Origin of the sequence: Virgifigura deserti, from assembly GCA_003576685.1 — a bacterium.
GTDB lineage: Bacteria > Pseudomonadota > Alphaproteobacteria > Dongiales > Dongiaceae > Virgifigura > Virgifigura deserti.
The window spans coordinates 1-22,583 of record QOZR01000009.1; the positions used below are offsets into that span (position 1 = coordinate 1).

At 65.0% G+C, this 22,583-nt stretch carries 19 protein-coding genes; 4 read left to right on the forward strand and 15 right to left on the reverse strand.

Annotated elements, in window-relative coordinates; genetic code table 11:
* Window positions 1-652: 652 nt before the first annotated feature.
* Window positions 653-2,026, forward strand: a complete 1,374-nt coding sequence (locus tag DT069_RS15795; protein ID WP_119461289.1) for a M23 family metallopeptidase — start codon at window positions 653-655, stop codon at window positions 2,024-2,026.
* A gap of 65 nt (window positions 2,027-2,091) precedes the next feature.
* On the opposite strand, the gene clpB is transcribed toward DT069_RS15795, so the two are convergent.
* The 11 genes from clpB to DT069_RS15850 form a co-directional block, all read right to left on the reverse strand.
* A complete protein-coding gene (gene clpB, locus DT069_RS15800; protein WP_119461290.1) occupies window positions 2,092-4,686 on the reverse strand; it encodes an ATP-dependent chaperone ClpB in 2,595 nt (864 codons plus the stop codon).
* Between the two features lie 249 nt (window positions 4,687-4,935).
* Window positions 4,936-5,439, reverse strand: coding sequence for a DUF4167 domain-containing protein (locus DT069_RS15805; protein ID WP_119461291.1), 504 nt, complete (start codon window positions 5,437-5,439; stop codon window positions 4,936-4,938).
* A 232-nt stretch (window positions 5,440-5,671) separates the two neighbouring features.
* On the reverse strand, window positions 5,672-6,523 hold the full coding sequence (prmC, locus tag DT069_RS15810) for a peptide chain release factor N(5)-glutamine methyltransferase (protein ID WP_119461292.1): 852 nt from the start codon (window positions 6,521-6,523) through the stop codon (window positions 5,672-5,674).
* Window positions 6,520-7,596 (reverse strand): peptide chain release factor 1, encoded by a 1,077-nt coding sequence (prfA, locus tag DT069_RS15815; RefSeq protein WP_119461293.1) that lies wholly within the window; start codon window positions 7,594-7,596, stop codon window positions 6,520-6,522. The genes prmC and prfA overlap by 4 nt, the downstream gene beginning before the upstream one ends.
* Entirely contained in the window at window positions 7,593-8,894 is a 1,302-nt protein-coding gene (gene hemA, locus DT069_RS15820; protein WP_425450285.1) for a glutamyl-tRNA reductase, read from the reverse strand. The genes prfA and hemA overlap by 4 nt, the downstream gene beginning before the upstream one ends.
* A 40-nt stretch (window positions 8,895-8,934) precedes the next feature.
* On the reverse strand, window positions 8,935-10,179 hold the full coding sequence (gene hisS, locus DT069_RS15825; RefSeq protein WP_119461295.1) for a histidine--tRNA ligase: 1,245 nt from the start codon (window positions 10,177-10,179) through the stop codon (window positions 8,935-8,937).
* A gap of 33 nt (window positions 10,180-10,212) precedes the next feature.
* On the reverse strand, window positions 10,213-11,376 hold the full coding sequence (gene ispG, locus DT069_RS15830) for a flavodoxin-dependent (E)-4-hydroxy-3-methylbut-2-enyl-diphosphate synthase (protein WP_119461296.1): 1,164 nt from the start codon (window positions 11,374-11,376) through the stop codon (window positions 10,213-10,215).
* 153 nt (window positions 11,377-11,529) lie between these two features.
* Window positions 11,530-12,669, reverse strand: coding sequence for a helix-turn-helix domain-containing protein (locus DT069_RS15835; protein WP_162913235.1), 1,140 nt, complete (start codon window positions 12,667-12,669; stop codon window positions 11,530-11,532).
* 295 nt (window positions 12,670-12,964) lie between these two features.
* A complete protein-coding gene (gene ptsP, locus DT069_RS15840; protein ID WP_119461298.1) occupies window positions 12,965-15,235 on the reverse strand; it encodes a phosphoenolpyruvate--protein phosphotransferase in 2,271 nt (756 codons plus the stop codon).
* Entirely contained in the window at window positions 15,235-16,266 is a 1,032-nt protein-coding gene (locus DT069_RS15845) for an NAD(P)H-dependent flavin oxidoreductase (RefSeq protein WP_425450286.1), read from the reverse strand. The genes ptsP and DT069_RS15845 overlap by 1 nt, the downstream gene beginning before the upstream one ends.
* Before the next feature lie 24 nt (window positions 16,267-16,290).
* Complete coding sequence (locus DT069_RS15850; protein WP_119461487.1) at window positions 16,291-17,511, reverse strand: aspartate kinase; 1,221 nt, start codon at window positions 17,509-17,511, stop codon at window positions 16,291-16,293.
* A gap of 157 nt (window positions 17,512-17,668) precedes the next feature.
* Between DT069_RS15850 and ubiG the strand changes: the two genes are divergently transcribed.
* The gene (gene ubiG / locus DT069_RS15855; RefSeq protein WP_119461300.1) at window positions 17,669-18,451 is read left to right on the forward strand and encodes a bifunctional 2-polyprenyl-6-hydroxyphenol methylase/3-demethylubiquinol 3-O-methyltransferase UbiG; all 783 of its coding nucleotides are present in this window, start codon (window positions 17,669-17,671) and stop codon (window positions 18,449-18,451) included.
* Between the two features lie 18 nt (window positions 18,452-18,469).
* Here the strand turns inward: ubiG and DT069_RS15860 are convergent, their stop codons facing one another.
* Together DT069_RS15860 and DT069_RS15865 are read right to left on the reverse strand one after the other, a co-directional pair.
* Window positions 18,470-19,417, reverse strand: a complete 948-nt coding sequence (locus DT069_RS15860; protein ID WP_425450322.1) for a bifunctional helix-turn-helix transcriptional regulator/GNAT family N-acetyltransferase — start codon at window positions 19,415-19,417, stop codon at window positions 18,470-18,472.
* Window positions 19,418-19,504: 87 nt separating this feature from the next.
* The gene (locus DT069_RS15865; RefSeq protein WP_119461302.1) at window positions 19,505-19,921 is read right to left on the reverse strand and encodes a DUF1178 family protein; all 417 of its coding nucleotides are present in this window, start codon (window positions 19,919-19,921) and stop codon (window positions 19,505-19,507) included.
* A gap of 107 nt (window positions 19,922-20,028) precedes the next feature.
* On the opposite strand from DT069_RS15865, the gene DT069_RS15870 reads away from it, so the two are divergent.
* Together DT069_RS15870 and DT069_RS15875 are read left to right on the forward strand one after the other, a co-directional pair.
* Window positions 20,029-20,589 (forward strand): class I SAM-dependent methyltransferase, encoded by a 561-nt coding sequence (locus tag DT069_RS15870; RefSeq protein WP_119461488.1) that lies wholly within the window; start codon window positions 20,029-20,031, stop codon window positions 20,587-20,589.
* Window positions 20,590-20,705: 116 nt separating this feature from the next.
* Window positions 20,706-21,365 carry a peroxiredoxin gene (locus DT069_RS15875; protein WP_119461303.1) on the forward strand — a complete coding sequence of 220 codons (660 nt, stop codon included), beginning with the start codon at window positions 20,706-20,708 and terminating at the stop codon, window positions 21,363-21,365.
* Window positions 21,366-21,381: 16 nt separating this feature from the next.
* On the opposite strand, the gene DT069_RS15880 is transcribed toward DT069_RS15875, so the two are convergent.
* Together DT069_RS15880 and grxC are read right to left on the reverse strand one after the other, a co-directional pair.
* Window positions 21,382-22,242, reverse strand: a complete 861-nt coding sequence (locus DT069_RS15880) for a carbon-nitrogen hydrolase family protein (protein WP_119461304.1) — start codon at window positions 22,240-22,242, stop codon at window positions 21,382-21,384.
* Window positions 22,239-22,502, reverse strand: a complete 264-nt coding sequence (gene grxC, locus DT069_RS15885; RefSeq protein ID WP_119461305.1) for a glutaredoxin 3 — start codon at window positions 22,500-22,502, stop codon at window positions 22,239-22,241. Before grxC ends, DT069_RS15880 begins: the two co-directional genes overlap by 4 nt.
* Window positions 22,503-22,583: the final 81 nt, after the last annotated feature.

Genomic DNA, 22,583 nt, shown 5'->3' on the forward strand with positions numbered 1-22,583 from the left:
CGAAACACCCAGTTGCAACCAGGCTCCTGTCCCGGCGACACCGCCGCCGATCAAGCCGGCCCACCGTGTCGCGGAGCGGGCTTATACGCCCCTCACACAGAATGTGTCAAACGCTTTTCACAAACTTTTTCTGAACCATGATCGAGCCACTCGCCCGACGCCGGACCTTTCGGCAAACATGCCGGGCTTCGACGCCGAATATCGCTCGATTCCGTTCCGGCGGATCGCCTAGATAATCCCCTGCCGAGACCGGTTCAAGACCCCCTCGAAGAGCGTCCCACCCCGATAACACGACCTTGCTTGAAATAGCGATCCCGCACCCGCATTCAAGGGCCGGGTGCGAAGAATCTGTTTTAATTTCAGGTGCTTCAATCTTGACAGCGGCATATATGGCCGCGCAAGCACCGATAACAAGAGCCTTCCTCGAAGATGCCGGGCTCCGGGGCGTTTCAACGCTCCCTTCCGGTCCCCGCCATGTTCTGCTTTATAGTTGACAGACCGAAGGGCGCTCGGCATCCTGCGCTCGTTATTCTAAGTTAACTCTTTGAAAATCTTCCAGTTCTAACGTCCTTAAACTTGAAGAACGCGGCATTAGCAGTGCGTTGCCGCCGACTATCCTGTGTGAGGGGGGCAGGTATTGCCGGGGAAGCATTTGAAATTAGCCGCGCCGTTTCGGCATTGGGCCGTCAAGTCCGGAGTCGGGCTTGCCGTCGTCGGGTTGGCCAGCGCCTCTTGGTATACGACCTCCTTCATCGGTTCGCGCGTCGACGCAGCCGATTTCCCCCCACCCTCCGATCTGGAACAGCAACTGCCGCCGGAGCATTTCGTGCTGCTGCACAGCGTGCCCGACAGCTTGCTTGAGGACGTTCATCTCGGCAAGGCCGGCCGTCTCGTCGAGGAGGTCGTCGAGGTTCGGAGCGGCGACACGCTGATAGGGCTCCTGGTCGATGCCGGGATCAATCGCGGCGAGGCCTATGAGGCGGTCACCGCCCTTGAGAAGGTGTTCGCACCGAGGGAACTCAAGCCGGGCCAGGAGCTTCGGCTCAATCTGAGCACGCCGGGCCAAACATCCGAGGCGCGCGAGCGCCAGTTGGTCGAGATGAGCCTGCAGCCGGATGTCGAGCGCGACGTCCATGTGACACGAAATGACGATGGCGGGTTCGTCGCGGCGACCATTGAGCGCCCGCTCACCGTTGAGGTTGCGCATGCGTCGTCAAGCATCAGTTCCAGCCTGTTCGAAGCGAGCCTGGCGCAGGGCGTTCCCCTTGGCGCGATGGCCGAAATCATCCGGGCTTTCAGCTACGATGTCGATTTTCAGCGAGAGATCCATCCGGGCGACCGCTTCGAAATTCTGTACGAGGAATATCGCGACGAGCAGGGCAATTTAGCCAAGGTCGGCGATGTTCTTTTTGCCGCACTGACGTTGAAGGACCGAGAGCTTAACATCTATCGCTTCACGCCGAGCGATGATCGCGCCGACTACTTCAACCCCAAAGGGGAGAGCATTCGCAAGGCACTGTTGCGGACCCCGATCGACGGCGCGCGCATATCGTCGGGCTTCGGCCTGCGGAAGCATCCGATTCTCGGTTACAGCAGGATGCACAAGGGCACCGACTTCGCCGCGCCGACGGGCACGCCGATCTTCGCCGCGGGCGACGGCGTGATCGCCAGGATCGGCCGGAACGGCGGCTATGGAAACTATATCCAGATCCGTCACAATTCCGAGTTCTCGACCGCATATGCCCATACCAGCCGCTTCGCCAAGGGGCTCAAGAAAGGCAGTCGCGTGGAGCAGGGCCAGGTGATCGCCTATGTCGGGACGACGGGCCGTTCGACGGGCCCGCACTTGCATTATGAAGTGCTGCAGAACGGCAAGCAGACCAATCCGCTGAGCATCAAGCTGCCGACGGGCAAAATACTCGAAGGCAAGGACCTACAGGCGTTCCAGGCGGTAAAGGACGATATCGACCAGTTGCGGAAGACGCTGCATCAGGATCGGGTCCTTATCGCTCGTCAGCCCTCCTGACGCCTCGCGGCGGAGCCGATCAAGGGCTCCGCCGCAAAGACACCTGAGCGAATACCGGACCGCCCCTACTGCGCCGCAGCGACCATGTCGCTGTTGATCACGAGGCCGCTATCATCGGCGGTGACCCGCACCGTATCGCCGTCCTTGATGCGCCCTTCGAGGATCATGCCGGCCAGCGGATTCTGCAGCTCGCGCTGGATCACCCGCTTCAACGGCCGTGCGCCATAGACCGCGTCGTAACCGGCTTCGGCCAGCCAGGCGCGAGCCCGCTCATCCAGCTCGAGCGTGATCTTCCGGTCGGCCAGAAGCGCCCGCAGCCGCTGCAGCTGGATGTCGACGATTCCGGTCATCTGCGGCCGAGTCAGCCTATGGAACAGCAGGATCTCATCGACTCGGTTGAGGAATTCCGGCCGGAACGCCCCCCGCACCACCGCCATGACCTGCTCGCGCACCGCGGCGGAGTCCTGACCTTCCGGCTGGCCGGCCAGAATATCGCTGCCGAGGTTCGAAGTGAGCACGATCAGCGTGTTGCGGAAATCGACCGTCCGGCCCTGGCCGTCCGTCAGGCGGCCGTCGTCGAGAACCTGCAGCAGGACGTTGAACACATCCGGATGCGCCTTCTCGATTTCGTCGAACAAGATCACTTGATAGGGCCGGCGGCGAACCGCTTCGGTCAGGGAGCCGCCTTCCTCGTAACCGACATAGCCGGGCGGCGCGCCGATCAGCCGGGCCACGGAATGCTTTTCCATATACTCCGACATGTCGATCCGGATCATCGCCGATTCGTCGTCGAACAGAAAAGCCGCCAGAGCCTTCGTGAGCTCCGTCTTGCCCACGCCCGTCGGACCCAGGAACATGAAGGAGCCGATCGGCCGGTTCGGGTCCTGCAATCCGGCGCGCGCGCGACGCACAGCGTTGGCGACGGCGACGATCGCCTCGTCCTGGCCGATGACGCGGGTCCGCAGCGCCTCTTCCATCTGCAGCAGCTTCTCGCGCTCGCCCTCGAGCATCTTGTCGACGGGAATGCCGGTCCAGCGTGACACGACGGCGGCGATGTCCTCTTCTGTCACCACCTCGTTCAGCATGTGATGCTCACCAGCCGACTCGCCGTCCTTAAGCTTTCGCGTCAGGTCGGGAATGATCCCGTAGGCGAGTTCGCCGGCCCGCTCCAGATTGCCCGTCCGCTGCGCCTGCTCGAGCTCGATGCGCGCATGGTCCAGCTGCTCCTTCAGCTTCTGGGCGCCGACGAGCTTTTCCTTCTCCGCCTGCCAGACGGCCGTCAGATCGGCCGACTTCTTCTCCAGTTCGGCGACTTCGCCTTCGAGTTTCTGGAGGCGGTCCTTCGATGCCGGGTCCGCCTCCTTCTTCAGCGCCTCACGCTCGATCTTCAGCTGGATCAGCCGCCGGTCGAGCTCGTCGATCTCCTCCGGCTTCGAGTCGACCTCCATCCGCAGGCGGCTTGCCGCCTCATCGACGAGGTCGATCGCCTTGTCCGGCAGGAACCGATCGGTGATATAGCGATTCGACAAGGTCGCAGCACTGACGATTGCGGAGTCCGTGATCCGCACGCCGTGATGCAACTCGTACTTCTCCTTCAGGCCGCGCAGGATCGAGATCGTCTCCTCGACCGAGGGCTCGCTGACGAAGACCGGCTGGAACCGCCGGGCAAGCGCCGCATCCTTCTCGATATGCTTGCGGTACTCGTCCAGCGTCGTCGCGCCGACGCAATGCAGCTCGCCGCGGGCAAGCGCCGGCTTCAGCATGTTGGACGCATCCATCGCGCCTTCGGCCGCACCGGCGCCGACAAGCGTATGAAGCTCGTCGATGAATAGAACGACGTCGCCGGCCGCAGCGGAGATCTCCTGCAGCACCGCCTTCAGACGCTCTTCGAACTCGCCACGGAATTTGGCGCCGGCCACCAGCGCCCCGAGATCAAGCGCCATCAGCCGCTTGTCGCGCAGGCTTTCCGGCACGTCGCCATTCACCATCCGCAGGGCCAACCCCTCAACGATGGCGGTCTTGCCGACACCGGGCTCGCCGATCAGCACCGGGTTGTTCTTGGTGCGTCGCGACAGCACCTGGATCGTCCGGCGGATCTCCTCATCCCGGCCGATCACCGGATCGAGCTTGCCTTCCCGCGCCGCCGCCGTCATGTCCCGCGCATATTTCTTCAGCGCGTCATAGCTGTCTTCCGCCGTCGCGCTGTTCGCCGATCGTCCCTTGCGAACGTCGTTGATCGCCTGGTTGAGCGACTGAGCGGTAACGCCGGCCTGCCCAAGGGCACGCGCCGCCGGAGTGCCGGTGGCGAGCGCCAAGGCGAGCAGCAGCCGCTCCGCGGTGACGAAGCTGTCGCCGGCCTTTTCCGCGAGTTGCTCCGCGGAGTCGAACATGCGCGCCGTCTCCGGCGCGAGATAGACTTGCCCCGCCCCGCCGCCTTCGACTTTCGGGAGCTTTGCCAACTCGGTCTCGATGCCTTGGAGGGCCTCGGCGGGGTCGCCGCCGGCGGCCCGAATCAGATTGGCCGCCAACCCCTCTCGGTCGTCGAGCAGAACCTTCAGCAGATGTTCCGGGGTCAGGCGCTGATGTCCGCTGCGCAGAGCCAGACCTTGCGCCGCTTGGATGAACCCGCGCGAACGTTCGGTGTATTTTTCAAAGTCCATTTTCGCCCTCTAGCGTCTGCGCCCGACCATTACGGCACGCAGTCGTTGATGCATTGAACCCAATCAACCCTAGCTCCGATATGGGTTTTTAGGAACAACACGCAAGAGGGCACAAGAGGGCGTCCATGGGCACGCTCAGCACCCGTCTGGCGGCATCCGTCCGGGCAAGAGCGCCATGAGGCTCCGTCGATTAAATTTTGAACTGCGGACCGGGCGAAGGGGTATCCGCCCCGCTATGCGCCTGTCCGCTTAGGCGATGCCTTCCGTCGGCTCGTCGGCCCCATCGATGTCGGCGCCGGCCGAGTTCTCTCCCATGCTCTGCCCGATGCCTTGCTCGGGGCCTTGCGATGATGCGCCTCGCGCCGAACGACGCCGGCTCGGCGGCCCGGCCTCATCTTCCCCATCGTCTCGAGCTTCGTCATCCCGGGCCTCTTCGTTGTTCCGGTCGAAGCCGTTCGTTTCGGATCGACCGTTGCCGCGGCTTCGGCCGTTCGGCCCGTGCTGCTCGCCGGAATTGGCATTCAGGATGCGATAGTAATGCTCCGCGTGCTGCAGATAGTTTTCCGCTGCAATCCGGTCACCAGCAGATGTCGCATCGCGCGCCATAGCGAGATACTTCTCGAGAACTTGGTAAGCGCTTCCCCGAACCCGGATATCCGGTCCGTTACTGTCGAACGTCTGCTTCCCCCCGCCCGCATGCGGTTTCCGTGGGCCGCGCCCGCGCGACCGCCTGGGATTGGAACCTTGTCTCATTGCAATTTCACTTCATGTTGATGATAAATTCCCGCTCCGACGCCTGACGGGTCATTCTCGCCACGGCCGCAGCACGCGTCGTTCGGAGCAACTTTTGGGAATAGAACAGGGGGCCTAGCTTCACAAAGCCTTATCGGTGCCCCTCCGTCGCAGATACCCTAAACAGTAAATGCTGGCATTCCAACTGTTTTCTTCTTCGACTTTCGAAGCGCCGGCCATCATAGACTGGCTGTCATTCTCGCTCGAAAACAAGGCACCTTTCGACCCCGCTGAGGTCGTGAGCCCGTCTCAGCGGCCGTAGCCCGACCGCGGCAAGAATACCCTGTACCTTGTCGGCCTGCCCCAGGCCGACCTCCACAACCGCATGGCCCCCCTTCTTCAGAAGGCGATGCAAGTCCGGCGCTATGGCGCGATAACAATCGAGTCCGTCGGGACCACCAGCCAGAGCCAATCGCGGCTCGTAAAGCGCCACCTCGGGTGCGAGGCCGTGGATCTCCGTAACTGGAATATAGGGTGGATTGGTAAGGATCAAATGAAAATCTTCATCCAGACCCTTTCCCCAGTCGCCGGAGGCGAACACCGCCCGGTCGGCAAAGCCGAGCGCGGCCGCATTGGCTCGCGCGACCTCGACCGCGTCCGGATTGCGGTCGACGCCAATGCCGGTCGCATGCGGCCGTTCGCTCAGCACAGCCAAGAGAAGGCAGCCCGTCCCGCTCCCTAGGTCGAGGACCCGTACCGGCAGCACCGGATCCGCAATGCAGTCGAGCGCCGCCTGCACCAACGTCTCGCTGTCCGGCCGGGGATCCAGCGTCTCCGCCGTGACCCGGAAAGGAAGACTCCAGAACTCCCGCCAGCCGAGAATATGCGAGAGCGGTTCGCGACGGACTCTCCGTCCGGCGGACTCGGCAAGCCGATCGCTTTCGGCGACCGTCAGGCTCCGCTCGGGGCCGGCGATGATGGCCTCCGGCCCGATCCCGAGCACATGACCGACGAGGAGTCGGGCCTCGCGACGCGGTGACTCGATGCCGGCCTGTCGCAGTCGTCTGGCAATCTCGGCGAGCGCGGCTGAGACAGTCTGCGTCACTCGATCTCCGTCAGGCGGGCCGCCTGATCCTCGGCGATCAGGGCCTCGACGATCTCGTCAAGCGCCTCGCCCGCCATGACGCGATCGATCTTGTAGAGCGTCAGGTTGATTCGATGGTCGGTGACGCGCCCCTGCGGGAAGTTGTAGGTGCGAATCCGCTCGGAGCGATCGCCGCTGCCGACCTGCGTGCGGCGCGAGGCGGCGCGCTCCGCCTCGCGCGCCGTCCGCTCGAGGTCGTAGAGCCGCGCCCGGAGAACCTTGAGCGCCTTGGCCTTGTTCTTGTGCTGCGATTTCTCGTCCTGCTGCTGCACCACCAGCCCCGTCGGCAGATGCGTGATGCGCACGGCGCTGTCCGTGGTGTTGACGGACTGCCCGCCCGGACCGCTGGATCGAAAGACGTCGATGCGAAGATCCTTTTCATCGATGTCGACGTCGACCTCCTCTGCCTCCGGCAGGACCGCCACGGTCGCAGCCGAGGTGTGGATCCGGCCGCCAGCCTCCGTCTGCGGAACGCGCTGCACCCGATGCACGCCGGATTCGAACTTCAGTCGTGCGAAGACGTTGCGCCCCGAGATCGTGGCCGTGGCTTCCTTGTAGCCGCCGATGCCGGTCTCGTTGACGCTCAAGATCTCCACGCGCCAGCCATGCAGTTCGGCATAGCGCAGATACATGCGAAACAACTCGGCCGCGAAGAGCGCTGCTTCCTCGCCGCCGGTGCCGGCGCGAACTTCGAGAATCGCGTTGCGCGCGTCCGCCTCATCCTTCGGCAGGAGGAGAATCTTCATGCGCTGCTCGAGCTCCGGTACGCGCTCCTTCAGCGCAAGGAACTCCTCTTCGGCCAGCGCTTTCATGTCCGCGTCAGCGCCGGGATCCGCCATCATCGCGGCGAGGTCGCTCATTTCCACCTTGGCCTTCTCCAGAGCCATGACGCCGTCGACGACGGGCGTCAGTTCTGCATATTCCTTCGACAGGCGCGCATAATCCTGGGAGTCCAGCGATCCGGGACTCGACATTACGGCGCTCAACTCCTCGTGGCGCTGCACCACACGCCTCAGCTTGTCTTGCAGACTCACTCGCCCTCCTTCTGACGCTTCCGATCCGCGTTGGTCAGATCGTCCGGCATCTCGTCACATTCGGCCTCGGTCAAGCCAAAGATGGCGCAGAGAAGCTGCGCCGCCGCCTCCGGCTCCACCGGTCCGCCCGCCCGCCGCGCAGCCGCCATGGCGCGCAGCATTTCCGATGGGTCATGCAGTAGCTTGTTGACCAGCAGCCGCGTGGCCTCTTCCGCGTCGCCGGGCCGCGTCGCCTCCAACACCTCCGTGCGCAGCGCCTCGAAGTGGCGGCGCAGGGCGATCAAGGGCGGCACGCCGGCCCGTTCGTCCCGCTTCCGCAGGAAGTCCATAACCTCCTGATCGACGATGCCCCAGGCCTCTTCCGCCGCCGCAGCGCGCGTCGAGCGACCCTGCATCGCGAGCCGCTCGAGATCGTCGAGATCGTAGAGGAAAGCCTCCTCGATCTCTCCGACCGTCATCTCGATGTCTCCCGGCACGGCGACGTCCAGCAGGAGAATCGGCCGCCGCCGCCGCATCTTCAACGCCGCCCGGATCATGGGAGCCGTCACGACGGACTTGCCGGTACCCAAGGAGCCGATGATGATATCCGCCGCCTCGAGGCCCGGCGGCACGCCGTTCAGACCAAGGAAATGACACGCCAGGCGCTGCGCGGTCAATTCCGCCCGCTTTTGCGAGGGGTGCGCAACGGTCAGGCGAGCCAACCCGGCCTTGGCAAGCTGGTCGGCCATCAACTCGCCCATCTCGCCGGTTCCGATCAGCAATCCGCTGCATCGCCCCAGGTCGCCATGGACCTTCCGGGCGAGCTGGACCGCCGCCGCGGCAATCGAGACCGGCTGTTGGGCCAGGGCCGTTTCGGTCCGAACCCGCTTGGCCGCCCGGTAAGCGCCCTGCAGCGCCGCCTCCAGATCTCCGCCGACCAGCCCGGCCTCACGGGCGATCCGGTGGCTGGCCTTGAGCTGCCCGAGAACCTGCGGCTCGCCGATCACCAGGCTGTCCAGCGAGGCGGCAACCGCGAAGATATGGCGCAGCGCCGCCTCATCCGTCAGCCGGTAGGCTTGGCTCGCCAGCTCTGCCGGCGCGACCGCCGAGCGGCCCGCGAGAATGGCGATGATACGCTCGGCCGCCACGGTCGGCTCGGCATGCACCGCCTGCACCTCGGTACGATCACAGGTCGAAAGCACCAACGCCTGTTCGAATCCGGCCGCCTTCAGACCGGCAAGCGCTTCGGGTTGCGCCGCCTCCTCGACGAACAGATGATCCCGCAGGGCGGCCGTTCCGCTACGGTGGCTGATGCCCACGACGATAAGATCCGCGCGCGTCCTCGACGGCGCCATGACGCTAGCGGTAGCGGGCGAGGTGATCCCTCAGCGCGTTGAGCGGCACCTCCTCCTGCTCGCCCGAATCGAGGTCGCGCACGGCGGCGACGCCGCGAGCCTGCTCGTCCTCACCCAGAATGACGGCGGCCGACGCGTTCATCCGGTTGGCGCGCTTCATTCGCTTGCCGAGATTTCCTCCATAGCCGAGATCGACGGTAATGCCCGCCCGCCGCAACGACTCCGTGAGCCGCAGGGCCGCGGCCTCTTCAGCGGCGCCGACCGGGATCACCGCGATCGGCCGGATCGCCGGCGTCTCCGCGGCGAGAAGCATCGCGAGACGTTCGATGCCGGCGGCCCAGCCGATGCCCGGCGTGGCGGGGCCGCCCATCATCGCGACCAACCCGTCATAGCGGCCGCCGGCCATCACCGTCCCCTGCGCGCCAAGCGCCTCGGTCGTGAACTCGAAGGCGGTGTGGCAGTAATAGTCGAGGCCGCGTACCAGACGCGGGTTCAGCTTGTAAGGAATGCCGAGACTCTCCAGCCCGGCAGTCACGGCCGCGAAGAAGTCGCGGCTTGCGTCGTTCAGAAAGTCGGTGAACAGCGGCGCCTCGGCAACCAGCCGCCGATCGCCCTCGTCCTTCGAATCGAGAATGCGGAGCGGATTGCGTTCCAGCCGGCCGAGGCTGTCCTCGGAGAGACGGTCCCGATGCGCCTTGAAATAGTCGACCAGAACGGCGCGGTAGGCTTGGCGGCTCTCGGTGTCGCCGAGCGTGTTGAGCTCCAGCACGACGCGGTCGTAGACACCCAGTTCCCGAAGGATCTGGGCACCGAGCGCGATCACCTCGATATCGCCGAGCGGCTGCGCAACGCCCAGAAGCTCCACGTCGATCTGGTGGAACTGCCGGAGCCGCCCCTTCTGCGGGCGCTCGTACCGGAACATCGGGCCGTGACAAAAGAACTTCAACGGAAGCTGCTGGGACAACCCGCCCGATATCAGGGCCCGCGCGACTCCTGCGGTCGCCTCCGGCCGAAGCGTCAACTGTTCGCCGCCCCGGTCGGTAAAGCTGTACATCTCCTTGGTGACGATATCGGACGTGTCGCCCAAAGTCCGCTTGAACACCTCCGAGAACTCGAAGATCGGTGTCGCTATTTCCTGATAGCCGTAGCATTCGGCCACGCGGCGCGCGATATCGATGACCGCGCGATGCCGGCGCGCAGTCTCGGGCAGAAGGTCATGCGTGCCGCGGACGGGCTGCAGGGAAGACAAGGGGGACTCCGAAATCGTTATTGGCCAAACTCGTTATTGGGCGACGGCGGCCGTCGATCTTGCCGCTTGCGAAGTCGCATTGTCCGCGTCCTCCGCGGCCTTTGCAGCCTCGATATCGGCCGCCTTCTTCTCGATCAGCCCGACAAGATGGTCGACGATATCGCTGTCCTTCAGGCGGTGGTCCGGCAGGCCGTTGACATAGACCATGTGCGTACCGTTGCCGCCGCCGGTGAACCCGATATCCGTCTCGCGCGCCTCGCCGGGGCCATTCACCACACAACCGATCACCGACACCGTCATCGGCGTCGTGATATGGGACAGGCGCCCCTCCAGAACCTCGACGGTTTGGATCACGTCGAACTGCTGCCGGGCGCAGGACGGGCAGGAAATCACGTTGACGCCGCGATGGCGCAGGTTCAGCGACTTCAGCATGTCGAAGCCGACCTTGACCTCCTCCACCGGATCGGCGGACAGCGACACGCGGATGGTATCGCCGATCCCCGACCAGAGCAGCATGCCGAGCCCGACGGAGGACTTCACCGTCCCGATCCGCTGACCGCCGGCCTCCGTGATTCCGAGATGCAGCGGATAGTCGCAGGCCTCCGCCAGGCCCTGATAGGCGGCAACGGCCAGGAAGACGTCGGACGCCTTGACGCTGATCTTGAACTCGAAGAAGTCGTTGTCTTCCAGGATGCGCGCATGGTTGAGCGCGCTCTCGATCATCGCCTCGGGGCAGGGCTCGCCGTATTTCTCCAGAAGATCCCGTTCGAGGCTGCCGGCATTGACGCCGATGCGCATCGAGCAGCCGTGATCCTTGGCCGCCTGGATCACCTCGCGAACGCGCGCGGCGGAACCGATATTGCCCGGATTGATCCGCAGGCAGGCGGCCCCGGCCTGCGCCGCCTCGATCGCCCGTTTATAGTGGAAATGGATGTCGGCAACGATCGGCACCGAAGTCTGAGCGACGATCTGGCGGAGAGCCGCCGTCGATGCCTCGTCGGGACAGGAGACACGCACGATATCGGCGCCCGCCGCCTCGAGCCGCCGCACCTGCTCCACCGTCGCCGCAGCATCCGCCGTCAACGTATTGGTCATCGACTGGACCGAGATCGGGGCGTTGCCGCCGACAGCCACCTTGCCGACATGGATCGTCCGGCAAGAACGGCGTTGAATATCCCGATAGGGCCGAATGCTCATGACAGACGCTCACTTGATCATACAGGATCCCCGCCGACAGGACTCGGCGATCATGGGATCGGGAGGTCGGAGTCGAGGCCGAAGATGCGCAAACGCTTCGGAAAGATCAAGGGTTGCGGCGGGGCCTGCCGTGAAGGCTGCCGTGGGCAGCCGCTATCTCTGCAGGGCCGTCCCGGAGACCAGCCGCTCCGGATCGAGCAGGATGTCGCGACGCACGACCCCGACCGGTCCCAAAGGCGGCATTGCGCGGCCATCGACAACGATATCGAGACCGCCGGCATTGCCGGTCGCCAAGGTCAGCCCCGGCCGGTCCGGAACCTGATATCTGTCGCCGACCCGCAACACGCGGGTCAGGAGAATCCGGTCGGCGGCATCGGTGACCTGAACCCAGCTTTCCAACCGGGCACGGAGCACGATGCGAAACTCCGTGTTGGCGGAACCGAAGACCTGCGGATCGGGTTCGGCAACAGGAGCGGCCGGCGCGGCGGGAATGGCGGCAACCGTCGTTTCGGTTTCCGCCTCGTTCGCCCCGCTTGCCGGCGCGGGTGGGGGGGCGCTGGCTGCGGCCTGTGATTCGACCTCAAGCTGTGGTTCGGGCTCGCTAGACGGCGCCGCCTCGCTTGACGCCTCGTCGACGACCGCCGGTGGCTCCGCAACTGCGACGTCGTCATCGGCTGCTTCCGGCTCGCGCGCCTCGGCCACGGCCTGTGCCTCGGCCGCCTGTGGCTCGGCCGCCTCTGACTCGACTGTCCCTGATATCGACGGATCAGCGGCACCTCCCGCCGGCGCCAGGTTCCCGGACACCAACCCCATGATCTGCTCGGGCACCGCCGGGATCAGATCGAGGACGTTCGCCCGCTGGTCCGAGAGGTAGTACCAGGCACCGTAGGCGATGCCGGCGAGCAGGACCGACAGCAGCAGAATGGCGCCGCCCGGGAACTTGCCCTCGGTCGCGGCCGCCGGAAAGATCAACTGCGTTTGCCCGCTGACTTCCGCCGCCTCCTCGCGGAACCGGCGCAGCACCTCCTGGGCATCGAGCCCCAGATACTCCGCATAGGTCCGGACAAAGCCGACGGCATAGGTGGAACCCGGCAGATCCCTGAACCGCCCCGTCTCGATGGCCCGCAGATAATTGTTGCGGATACGCAGCTGCATGGCCACGGCGTCGATGTCCTGGCCAAAGCCTTCTCGCGTGCGCCGGAGCAGATCCCCAACGGTCCCGCCTGCCGCGGGGTCGTACCTTTCGGGATCGAAGTGGGAATCGCGCCGCAGTTCTTCCGCCGGTGAAACCATTAAGCGCGCTTTCTTTCCTGGCATTATGAGATTACCCGCACTTGCCCGGGATCCTGTCGTCGCCGACGGCTCCTCAATGTCCCGCTGGCACCGGAAGCAGCCTCGACCATCTTCCGGGAAATCCCCTAAGAAGTCGTCTAGCCGAACCGATCCGCGTTCGCAGTGCGTTCTGCAGGTAACCCCCCCGAGTCGTTCCTGCCCGAGGTCTTTCTACCAAAACAAGCAGCGGCGGAGCAACGGCTTAAGAATGCCTAACAGTATTTAATCACGGTTTAGGCATTCTAAATCGCGCGCTCTAAATCGCGACTCCATGATCTTGAGCATAGGCGCGAAGCTGCCGCCGCAGGCTCGGAACCGGCTGCGGGAGCAATCGATCGAGATAGCGCCGCAGCGGATCGGCCTCCAGGCTGCGGATCATCGTCTTGATCGGTCCGATGGACGACGGTGACATGGACAGGCTGCGAAAACCGAGCCCGATCAGGGCCATGGCTTCGAGCGGCTGCCCCGCCATTTCCCCGCACAGGCTCAAAGGAACGCCAGCCGCCCCGCAGGCCCGCACCAGCTCGGCGAGCAATCCCAGCATCGGCGGCGACAACACGTCATAGCGATCGCTCATCTGCGGGTTGCCGCGATCGCTTGCGAACAGGAACTGGCGCAGATCGTTGCTGCCGATCGAGACGAAATCTACGCGAGGCAGCAGCAGCGGCAGCTGCCATGCCAGGGCGGGGATCTCGAACATGATGCCGACCTTGATGTCGGCCGGCAGCACGGCGCCGAGCCGCCGCGCGCGGTCTAGCTCGATCTCGAAGAGGCGCCGGGCGGCATCGAACTCCGGAACATCTGCGATCATCGGGAACATAATGTTGAGCGAGCGCCCCGCGGCGGCCGTGATCATCGCGCGCAGTTGCTGTCGCAGCATGGCCGGACGGTCGAGGGCGATGCGGATAGCCCGCCAGCCCATGGCCGGATTCTCGCCGCCGGTCCCGCGCCAGTAGGGCAGCAGCTTGTCGCCGCCGATGTCGAGCGTGCGGAAGACCACCGGCCTGTCGCCGGCCTGCTCTAGGGTCTTGCGGTACAGATCGGTCTGGGCGGCGACGTCGGGAAAGGCATGGCGCGCCATGAAATGGATCTCGGTGCGGTAAAGGCCGACTCCATCGGCCCCGCTCTCCGCGAGATGCAACATATCGATCAGCAGGCCCGCATTGATGTTGAGCGAGATCCGGACGCCGTCGCGGCTGTCCGCCGGCAAGCCGCGTGTCGCGACGAAGGCCGCCTGCCGCTGCGCGCGGACCTGCATGCTTTCGGAATAGATCTGCTGAATATCCTCGGCCGGTCGGATGAACAGCTGTTCGTGGTCGGCGTCGACGATGACACCGTCGCCCGATTCCACATAGCTCAGCGCATTCGGGACCCGCCCGAGGACGGGGATGTCGAGCGCCCGCGCGACGATCGCGACATGCGCGGTCGGCGACCCTTCCTCGAGGACCAGACCCCGAAGGCGGTCCCTGTCGTAATCGAGCAGCTCGGCGGGACCCATCGTACGGGCGAAGAGCACCACATCGTTAAACAGGAGATCCGCGGATTGCGAGATCACGTCGCCAGCGAGGTGTTGGATCAAGCGGTTCGCAAGGTCGTCGAGGTCGAGCAGCCGTTCACGCAAATAGGGGTCGACGATCTGCCCCATGCGCGCCCGGGTATCGTTCTTCACCTTCAGGACGGCGGCCTCAGCGGTCAGACCGCTGTTGATCGCCTCGGCGATCCGGCCGAGCCAACCGCGGTCCGCCGCGAACATCCGATAGCTTTCGAGAATGTCGCGATGCTCGCCGCCATCGGCGATATCGCTCGCCGCAAGCATGTCGTCGAGCGCATTGTGCATGCCCGCCACGGCGGCGCGGAAGCGCTCCAGCTCCTGGCGCGGGTCCTCCGCGACGGTCTGGCTCAGAAGGATACGCGGCTCGTGCAGCACCGCCTGACCGGTCGCTAGGCCCTTGTGGAGGGCGACACCCTCGAGGCGCAGCGGCAACAGGCCGATTCCTTCGATCGGACGCATCTCGTCGGGGCTGACGAGTTCACCGCTCGCGACCAGTTCCGCCAGGACCATCGCAACGGTCTCGAGCGCTTCGGCCTCCTCCTCGGCATAATGCCGTCGGGTCCGGTTCTGGACGACCAGAACGCCGACGACGCGACCGCCATGCAGGATCGGGACCCCCATGAGCGACTGGTAGACTTCCTCGCCCGTTTCCGGACGATAGGCGAAGTTGGGATGGGACTGGGCGTCGGACAGGGCGAGCGGACGCGGGTGGGCCGCGATGTGGCCCACGAGACCCTCGCCGATCCTCAGGCGGGTCTTGTGCACCGCCTCCCGCTTCAGGCCCTCGGTCGCGAACAGCTCCAGGACATCGCCGGCGCGCCGGACATAGGCGGAACAGACCTCGGCGACCATATCGGCCGCGATGATCGTGACGACCTTGTTGAGCCGGTCCTGGGCGCTGCCGCCGCCGGCCATCACGTCGCGCAAGCGTCGGAGAAGCAGACGGGAGCCCGTAAGGCCGCCGCTCTGCGGCATCAGCCGACCGCCCCGATCCGCTCTTTCTCCGCCTCCTCCCTGGCCAACAGCGCCGTAAGCGCCTGATCCACCAGTTCGCGCAGAATGACGGCGGTCGCCTGTTCCTCGCTGACCATGCCGACGCTCTGTCCGGCCATGATCGAGCCGTTGTCGACATCGCCGTCGATCACGGCGCGGCGCAGCGCGCCCGCCCAGAAATGCTCGATCTCGAGCTGCGCCGCCTTCTGGTCGATTTCACCGCGGTTGAAGCGCTCGATCACCGAGCGCTGCATCTCCATGAACCGCTGCGTGGCGGCATTGGCCAGCGCGCGGACCGGAATCACCGGGAAGCGGGGGTCGAGCTGGACCGACGGCACCGCATCGCGGGCGCTGGCGCGCAAGAAGGCCTGCTTGAACCGGGGATGGGCGATCGACTCCGAAGCGCAGGCGAAGCGGGTGCCCAGTTGGCAGCCGGACGCCCCCATCTCGAGATAGCCCAGGATCGCTTCGCCGCGGCCGATTCCGCCGGCGACGAACACCGGCACGTCACGAACCGCCGGCAGGATCTCCTGCGCAAGCACGCTGGTCGAGACCGGGCCGATATGCCCGCCCGCCTCCATGCCCTCGATGATCAGGGCGTCCGCGCCCGAGCGCACCAGCTTCTTCGCCAGCACGAGGGCCGGTGCGAAGCACATCACCTTGGCACCGCCACCGCGGGCGCGGGCGATAGCGGCGCCAGACGGCAGCCCTCCGGCGAGGACGATATGCCTGACCCGATGATCGAGGCAGACGTCGATCAGGTCCAAAAGCTGCGGATGGAGGGTGATGAGGTTCACCCCGAAGGGACGGTCGGTCAGGGCGGCCGTCGCGGTGATCTCGGCGGACAGCAGATCCGGCGTCATCGAGCCGGAGGCAATGATCCCGAAACCGCCGCCGTTCGAGATGGCAGAGACCAGATGCCGCTCGGAAACCCAGGTCATGGCGCCACCGAGGATGGCGTAGTCGCAACCAAGGAACGCCCGGCCGCGCTGCCAGAGCCGATCGAGCCTCATCTGCACAGATCCGTCGGACATACGCTAGGCGGCGTCCAGGCCATAGGCCGTATGAAGGCTGCGGACCGCGAGTTCGGTGTATTCCTCCGCGATCAGAACGCTGACCTTGATCTCCGAGGTCGAGATGACTTGGATGTTGATCCCCTTCTCGGCGAGCGCGCTGAACATCCGCTGGGCGACTCCGGCATGGCTGCGCATGCCGACCCCGATGACCGAAACCTTGACCACGTCGGAGTCGGGCACGAGCGCCCGGTAACCGAGCCGGTCGCGTCGCTCTTCGAGCACCTTGATCGCGCGGTCGAGATCGCTCTTCGCCACCGTGAAGGTGAGATCGGTCGTTCCGCCGCCCTCCGACACGTTCTGAACGATCATGTCGACGTTCATGCTGGCCTCCGCCAGCGGCCCGAAGATAGCGGCGGCCACACCGGGCCGGTCGGGCACGCCGGTGAGCGTGATCTTGGCTTCGTCGCGGCTATAGGCGATTCCGCTGACAAGTTCCTGTTCCACGATCTCGTCCTCATCAACGACCAGCGTTCCCGGCTGGTCGACAAAACTCGAGAGCACCTGCAGGCGGACGCGGTGCTTCATCGCCATCTCGACCGAGCGGATCTGCAGCACCTTGGCGCCGAGCGACGCCATCTCCAGCATTTCCTCGTAGGTGATCTTATCCAGCTTGCGCGCCTTGGCAACGATACGCGGATCGGTGGTATAGACGCCATCGACATCAGTGAAAATGTCGCATCGATCCGCCTTCAAGGCCGCCGCCAGCGCCACCGCCGAGGTGTCGGAGCCGCCCCGGCCGAGCGTCGTGATCCGGTTGTCGCCGCCCAGCCCCTGGAAACCCGCGACGACGGCGACTTGCCCTTGGGCGAAGCGCTTCTCGATCTCGTCGGTCCCGATGCCGTTGATCCGCGCCTTGCCGTGGACGTCGTCCGTGTGGACCGGAATCTGCCACCCCAGCCAGGACCGGGCCGGCACGCCGAGCTCCTGCAGGGCCAGGGCGAGAAGCCCGCTCGTCACCTGCTCGCCCGCCGAGACGACGACGTCATATTCCCGCGCATCATGGAGGCGGGAGATCGCGCGGGTCCACTCGACGAGCTGGTTCGTCGTGCCGGCCATGGCTGAGACGACGACCGCAACCTCATTGCCCCGATCCACCTCCGCCTTGACCCGGCGGGCCACCGCGTTGATGCGATCGACATCGGCCACCGAGGTGCCGCCGAACTTCATGACGATTCGCGCAATATGCGGCTTGGATGCCATTGGACCTCTTGGTAGGGCTTCTCGCCGGCGAGCGGACAAGCGGCAGTCGCGGGTTGCCCGCCCAGCGGCGCGTATCCATACTCATTCAAGACAGCCGAGGCAAGAGCACTCCGGCCGAGCAGAAGGGAGAGGGAGTCCGATGGGTGGTGGCGCGGTGAACCGGGAACCGTCGGCGGAGACCACGTCCGTCGACGCCGCGAGCGTCGACCCGGCGGAGATCGCCAAGTTCACGGCAATGGCCGAGGCGTGGTGGGACCCTCGGGGCAAGTTCCGCCCGCTGCACAAATTCAACCCGACCCGAATCGCCTTCATCCGCGACCGGGTTGCGGCGCGTTTCGGCCGCGATTCGCTCGCCGGGCGGCCGTTTGAAGGTCTGCGGCTTCTCGATGTCGGCTGCGGCGGCGGCCTCCTGGCCGAGCCGATGGCCCGGCTCGGCGCGCAGGTGACCGGCCTGGACGCCGCGGCCCGCAACATCGCCATCGCCCGCTCGCATGCCGCGCAAAGCGGCCTGGATATCGACTATCGCTGCGACACGGTCGAGGCCCTCGCCACGGAGGGGACCCGGTTCGACGTCGTCCTGAACATGGAGGTGGTCGAGCATGTCGCAGATCTGAGGGCCTTCCTCAGCAGTTGCTGCGAGCTTCTGAAGCCGAACGGCGTGATGATCGTCGCGACGCTGAACCGGACGCCCAAGGCTTTCGCCCTCGCGGTCGTCGGGGCCGAATATGTCCTGCGGTGGCTGCCGCGCGGCACGCATGATTGGCGCAAGTTCGTCCGCCCGTCCGAGCTTGCGGCGGCGCTCCGTCCGAGCGGGGTGGACATCGTCGAGATGACCGGGGTCAGCTACAACCCCCTCTCGGATCGTTGGTCGCTGTCGAAGGATCTCGACGTCAACTACATGATCGTTGCGACGCCCCGCTAGATCGACGAGAGCCGGGGACTACAGCTTCAGCTCCCAGGTTTGGCCATTGAGATCATGGCCGAAGCTGTGATGCGGTTCTTCGTGAACCAGGCGGAAGCCGGCCGCTTCGTAGATATGCCGGGCGGCATACAGCACGTCGTTGGTCCACAGCGTGATCTTCCGATAGTCCGCCTGCCGGGCAAAGCGCACGCACTCGCCGACCAGCCGGGCACCGATGCCCAGCCCACGCGCTTTGGGCTCGACCAGCAGCAGGCGCAGCTTGGCTACCGTCTTCGACGATGCGACGAGGAACACCGAGCCGACATTCTCGCCATCCTTTTCGGCGATCCAGCAGCGCTCCCGCTTCGGGTCGTAGTTCCGGATGAACGTTGCCACGATTTCCGCGACCAGCGCCTCGAACCGTTCATCCCACCCATACTCCCGGGCATACAAAACACCGTGCCGGTTGACGACCCAGCCCATGTCGCCCGGCTGAGGAGGCCGGAGAAGGTAAGAAGCCTTCTGCTCGGGCGGGATGCCGAGCAATGACTCGATCGTCCGCATCGCTTCGGTCAGGCGGTCTTGCTGAGCCGTGGGCAGGCCGCTCAGCATTGCACCGATTTCATCTCGCGAGCGCGCATTGAGCAGTGCGAAGGCCTCCCGCCCCTGCTCCGTCAGCCATAGGAGGCTTTGCCGGCCGTCGGTTTCCGACGGCCCCTTCTCGATCAAGCCGCGCTTTTCGAAACCGCGCAGGATACGGCTCAGATAGCCGGCATCCAAGCCCAGCTCCCGGCCGAGTTCGCTCGCCGCGGGCTTCTCGCGGTGGGCAAGCTCGTAGAGCACGCGCGCCTCGGCCAGGGAGAAGGGGCTGCTCAACAATCCGTCCCGCAGCACGCCGATCTGCCTCGTGTAGAACCGATTGAAGCGCCGCACCGCTTCCACGCACTGATCGAAATTGCCCTCAACCACCATCACCCCCTGGAGCACGCTCAAAGATCATGCCAGAGTCAATTATATCTTTGACTTTGTCAACTTTCTGGTCGCGAATCAACTTCCGCAGATAACGGAACTGCGCTAACTATCCTGCCGCGGGAGCCAGGGAATCTGCGCGAACTCGACCCCTTCTTCGGTCAGGGCACTCGCCTCCTCGTCGGAGGCCTCGCCATAGATGCCGCGCGGATCGACCTCGCCATAATGGATGCGCCGGGCTTCCTCGGCGAACTTGTCGCCGACATAGTCGCAGTTCGATTCGACCTTCTTGCGAAGCTCCTTCAATTCCCGAAGCACGGCCGCCTGTATTTCCGTCTGCTTCGCTTCCTTCGCACCATGCTTGCCGATCCGCGGAGCCATGAGCGCCTTGGTGATGCGGCGACTGCCGCAGATCGGGCAATTGATCTTCTTCGCCGCGGCCTGGGCGTCGAAGGCATCGCCGTCGCGGAACCATCCCTCGAACTGGTGGTCCTTGGCGCATTTCAAATTGAACAGAATCATGGTCGAACCGCGCTAAGCTCCTCCGGAGCCGTAAAAAATTCGTTACGTCTAATAGATGGAGCAAGAAACGATGCCAGACAAGCACCCGAACGTGGGGAGTGCCAACCGTGGCGAACGCGGGTGAAGTCCCTTCATCCGGGCCATGCGCGGACGCACCGCCGCCCTCGGCCTGGGTCCAACGATTTGCACCATTGATTCCGGCGGTAGGAGAAGTCCTGGATCTTGCCTGCGGCAGCGGCCGGCATCTGCGCCTCCTGCTGGCGCGCGGCCAGCCGATGGTGGGCGTCGACCGCGACTTGTCGCAGCTTCAGGATCTAGCCGGCACGCCCGCCCTCGAGCTGATCGCGGCCGATCTCGAGGAGGGCCGTTCGTGGCCGCTCGGCGAGCGGCGGTTTGCCGGCGTGGTCGTAACCAATTATCTGCATCGTCCGCTGCTGCCGGCGATCGTGCGGGCTGTCGCACCGGGCGGAATGCTGATCTACGAAACCTTCGCCCTCGGAAACGAACGCTTCGGGCGGCCGCGCAATCCCGACTTCCTGCTCCGTCCGGGTGAGCTTCTGGATGCGGTCACGGGCCAGCTGGAGGTTCTTGCCTATGAGAACCTGGAAGTCGACAAGCCCCGGCCGGCGGCCGTCCAGCGGATTGCCGCGCGTCGTCCAACGCCCTGACCGCATGCCGCCAGGGCCGTTCTCGGTGAGGCAATTGTCATCACAACGACACTCCACTACGATCGCCATGTTCACGGATCATGCAGGGGACGGTTTACGGGGAGGAGAAGTAAGCCATGTCATTGCGGATCAACTCGGAAGCACCGAACTTCACTGCGGAAACCACACAAGGCACGATCAACTTCCATGACTGGATCGGGGACGGATGGGCCATTCTGTTTTCGCATCCGAAGGACTTCACCCCGGTCTGCACCACCGAACTCGGCTATATGGCGGGGCTGAACCCGGAGTTCGAGAAGCGCAACTGCAAGATCATCGGTCTCAGCGTCGACCCGGTCGACAATCACATGAAATGGTCGAAGGACATTGAGGAAACGCAAGGGCATGCGGTGAATTACCCGATGATCGGCGACCCCGAGCTGAAGGTGGCGAAGCTCTACGACATGCTGCCGGACGATGCGGGCGACACCTCCGAGGGCCGGACGCCGGCGGATAATGCAACCGTGCGGTCAGTCTTCGTGATCGGACCCGACAAGAAGATCAAGGCGATGCTAACCTATCCCATGAGCACGGGCCGGAACTTCGACGAGGTGCTCCGTCTGCTCGACTCCTGCCAACTGACGGCCACGCACTCCGTTGCGACGCCGGTCAACTGGAGGCAGGGCGACGATGTCATTATCCCGCCCTCGGTTTCGGACGAGCAAGCCAAGGAAAAGTTCCCCGGCGGCTGGAAAACGCTGAAGCCTTACCTGCGGGTCACGTCGCAACCGGGATAAAGGCGCCGGCTCCCGTTTACGCGCCGGCCGCGTTCAGTGGCGGCCGTACGGTCGGCGGCACGGTGAACGGCCTGTCATGAGAGAGTGCCGGCACCATGCGGCGCGCCTCCTCAGTTTTGGCAGGATCGATCTCCGCCAGGATCAGGCCGGGCTCCTCTCCGCCTTCCGCCAAGATTTCGCCCCAGGGCGCAACGATCAAGGAATGGCCGTAGGTCTTCCGCCCCTCGGCATGCTCGCCGCACTGCGCCGGCGCAAAGACAAAGCAGCCGGTCTCGATCGCGCGGGCACGCAGCAGCACATGCCAATGCGCCTGCCCGGTCGGGCGGGTAAAGGCGGCCGGCACGGTCAGGAAATCGGCGCCGGCTTGGGCCAGCGCCCGGTAGAGATGCGCGAAGCGCAGATCGTAGCAGACGGAGAGGCCGACCCGGCCCCAGGGCGTGTCCGCGACCACCGCCTCGCCGCCCGGCCGGAAGCTGGCGGATTCCCGGTAGCGCTCGCCGCCGGCGAGATCGACGTCGAACATATGAATCTTGTCATACCGCGCGGCGATGCGGCCGGCATCATCGAGCAGGAAGGAGCGATTGGCGCAGCGCCCGTCCTCGAGCCGGATCGTCAGCGAGCCGATCAGCAGCCAGGCGCCAATCTCGGCGGCCAGCGCCTGAAAGGCCGGCAAGGCGGGATGCTCCGCCTCGGGCTTGGCCTTCTCAAGCAGAAGCGCGCGCTTCGACTCGATCATGGTCGTGTTCTCCGGCGTCAGGATGAAGTCCGCACCGGCGGCCCGCGCCTCCCGGATCGCCGTCGACGCCGCTGCGATATTGGATTCGATTTCGCGGCCCGCGGTCATCTGCACGCAGGCCGCCGTGAATGGTCCGCTCATCCTGTCGCCTCCAGCATGGATGCCAGCCGGCCCGAACGCTCCAGCGCGTAAAGCTCGTCGCAGCCGCCGATATGCGTGCCGTTAATGAAGATCTGGGGCACCGACGTGCGTCCGCCGGAGCGCGCTACCATCTCCTGCCGCCGCGAAGGTTCCGCAAAGACATCATAGTCCGTGACGGCGACGTCCTTCGTGCTCAGCAGCCGCTTCGCCCGCATACAATATCCGCAGAACTGGGTGCTGTAGATTTCGACCGAGGCCATGGCTTCCTTTCCGCCAGTGATCCACGACACCCCAATAAGTGGCATCGCCAGTCGAATTTGTCACTATTCGGCCCGGAGTCC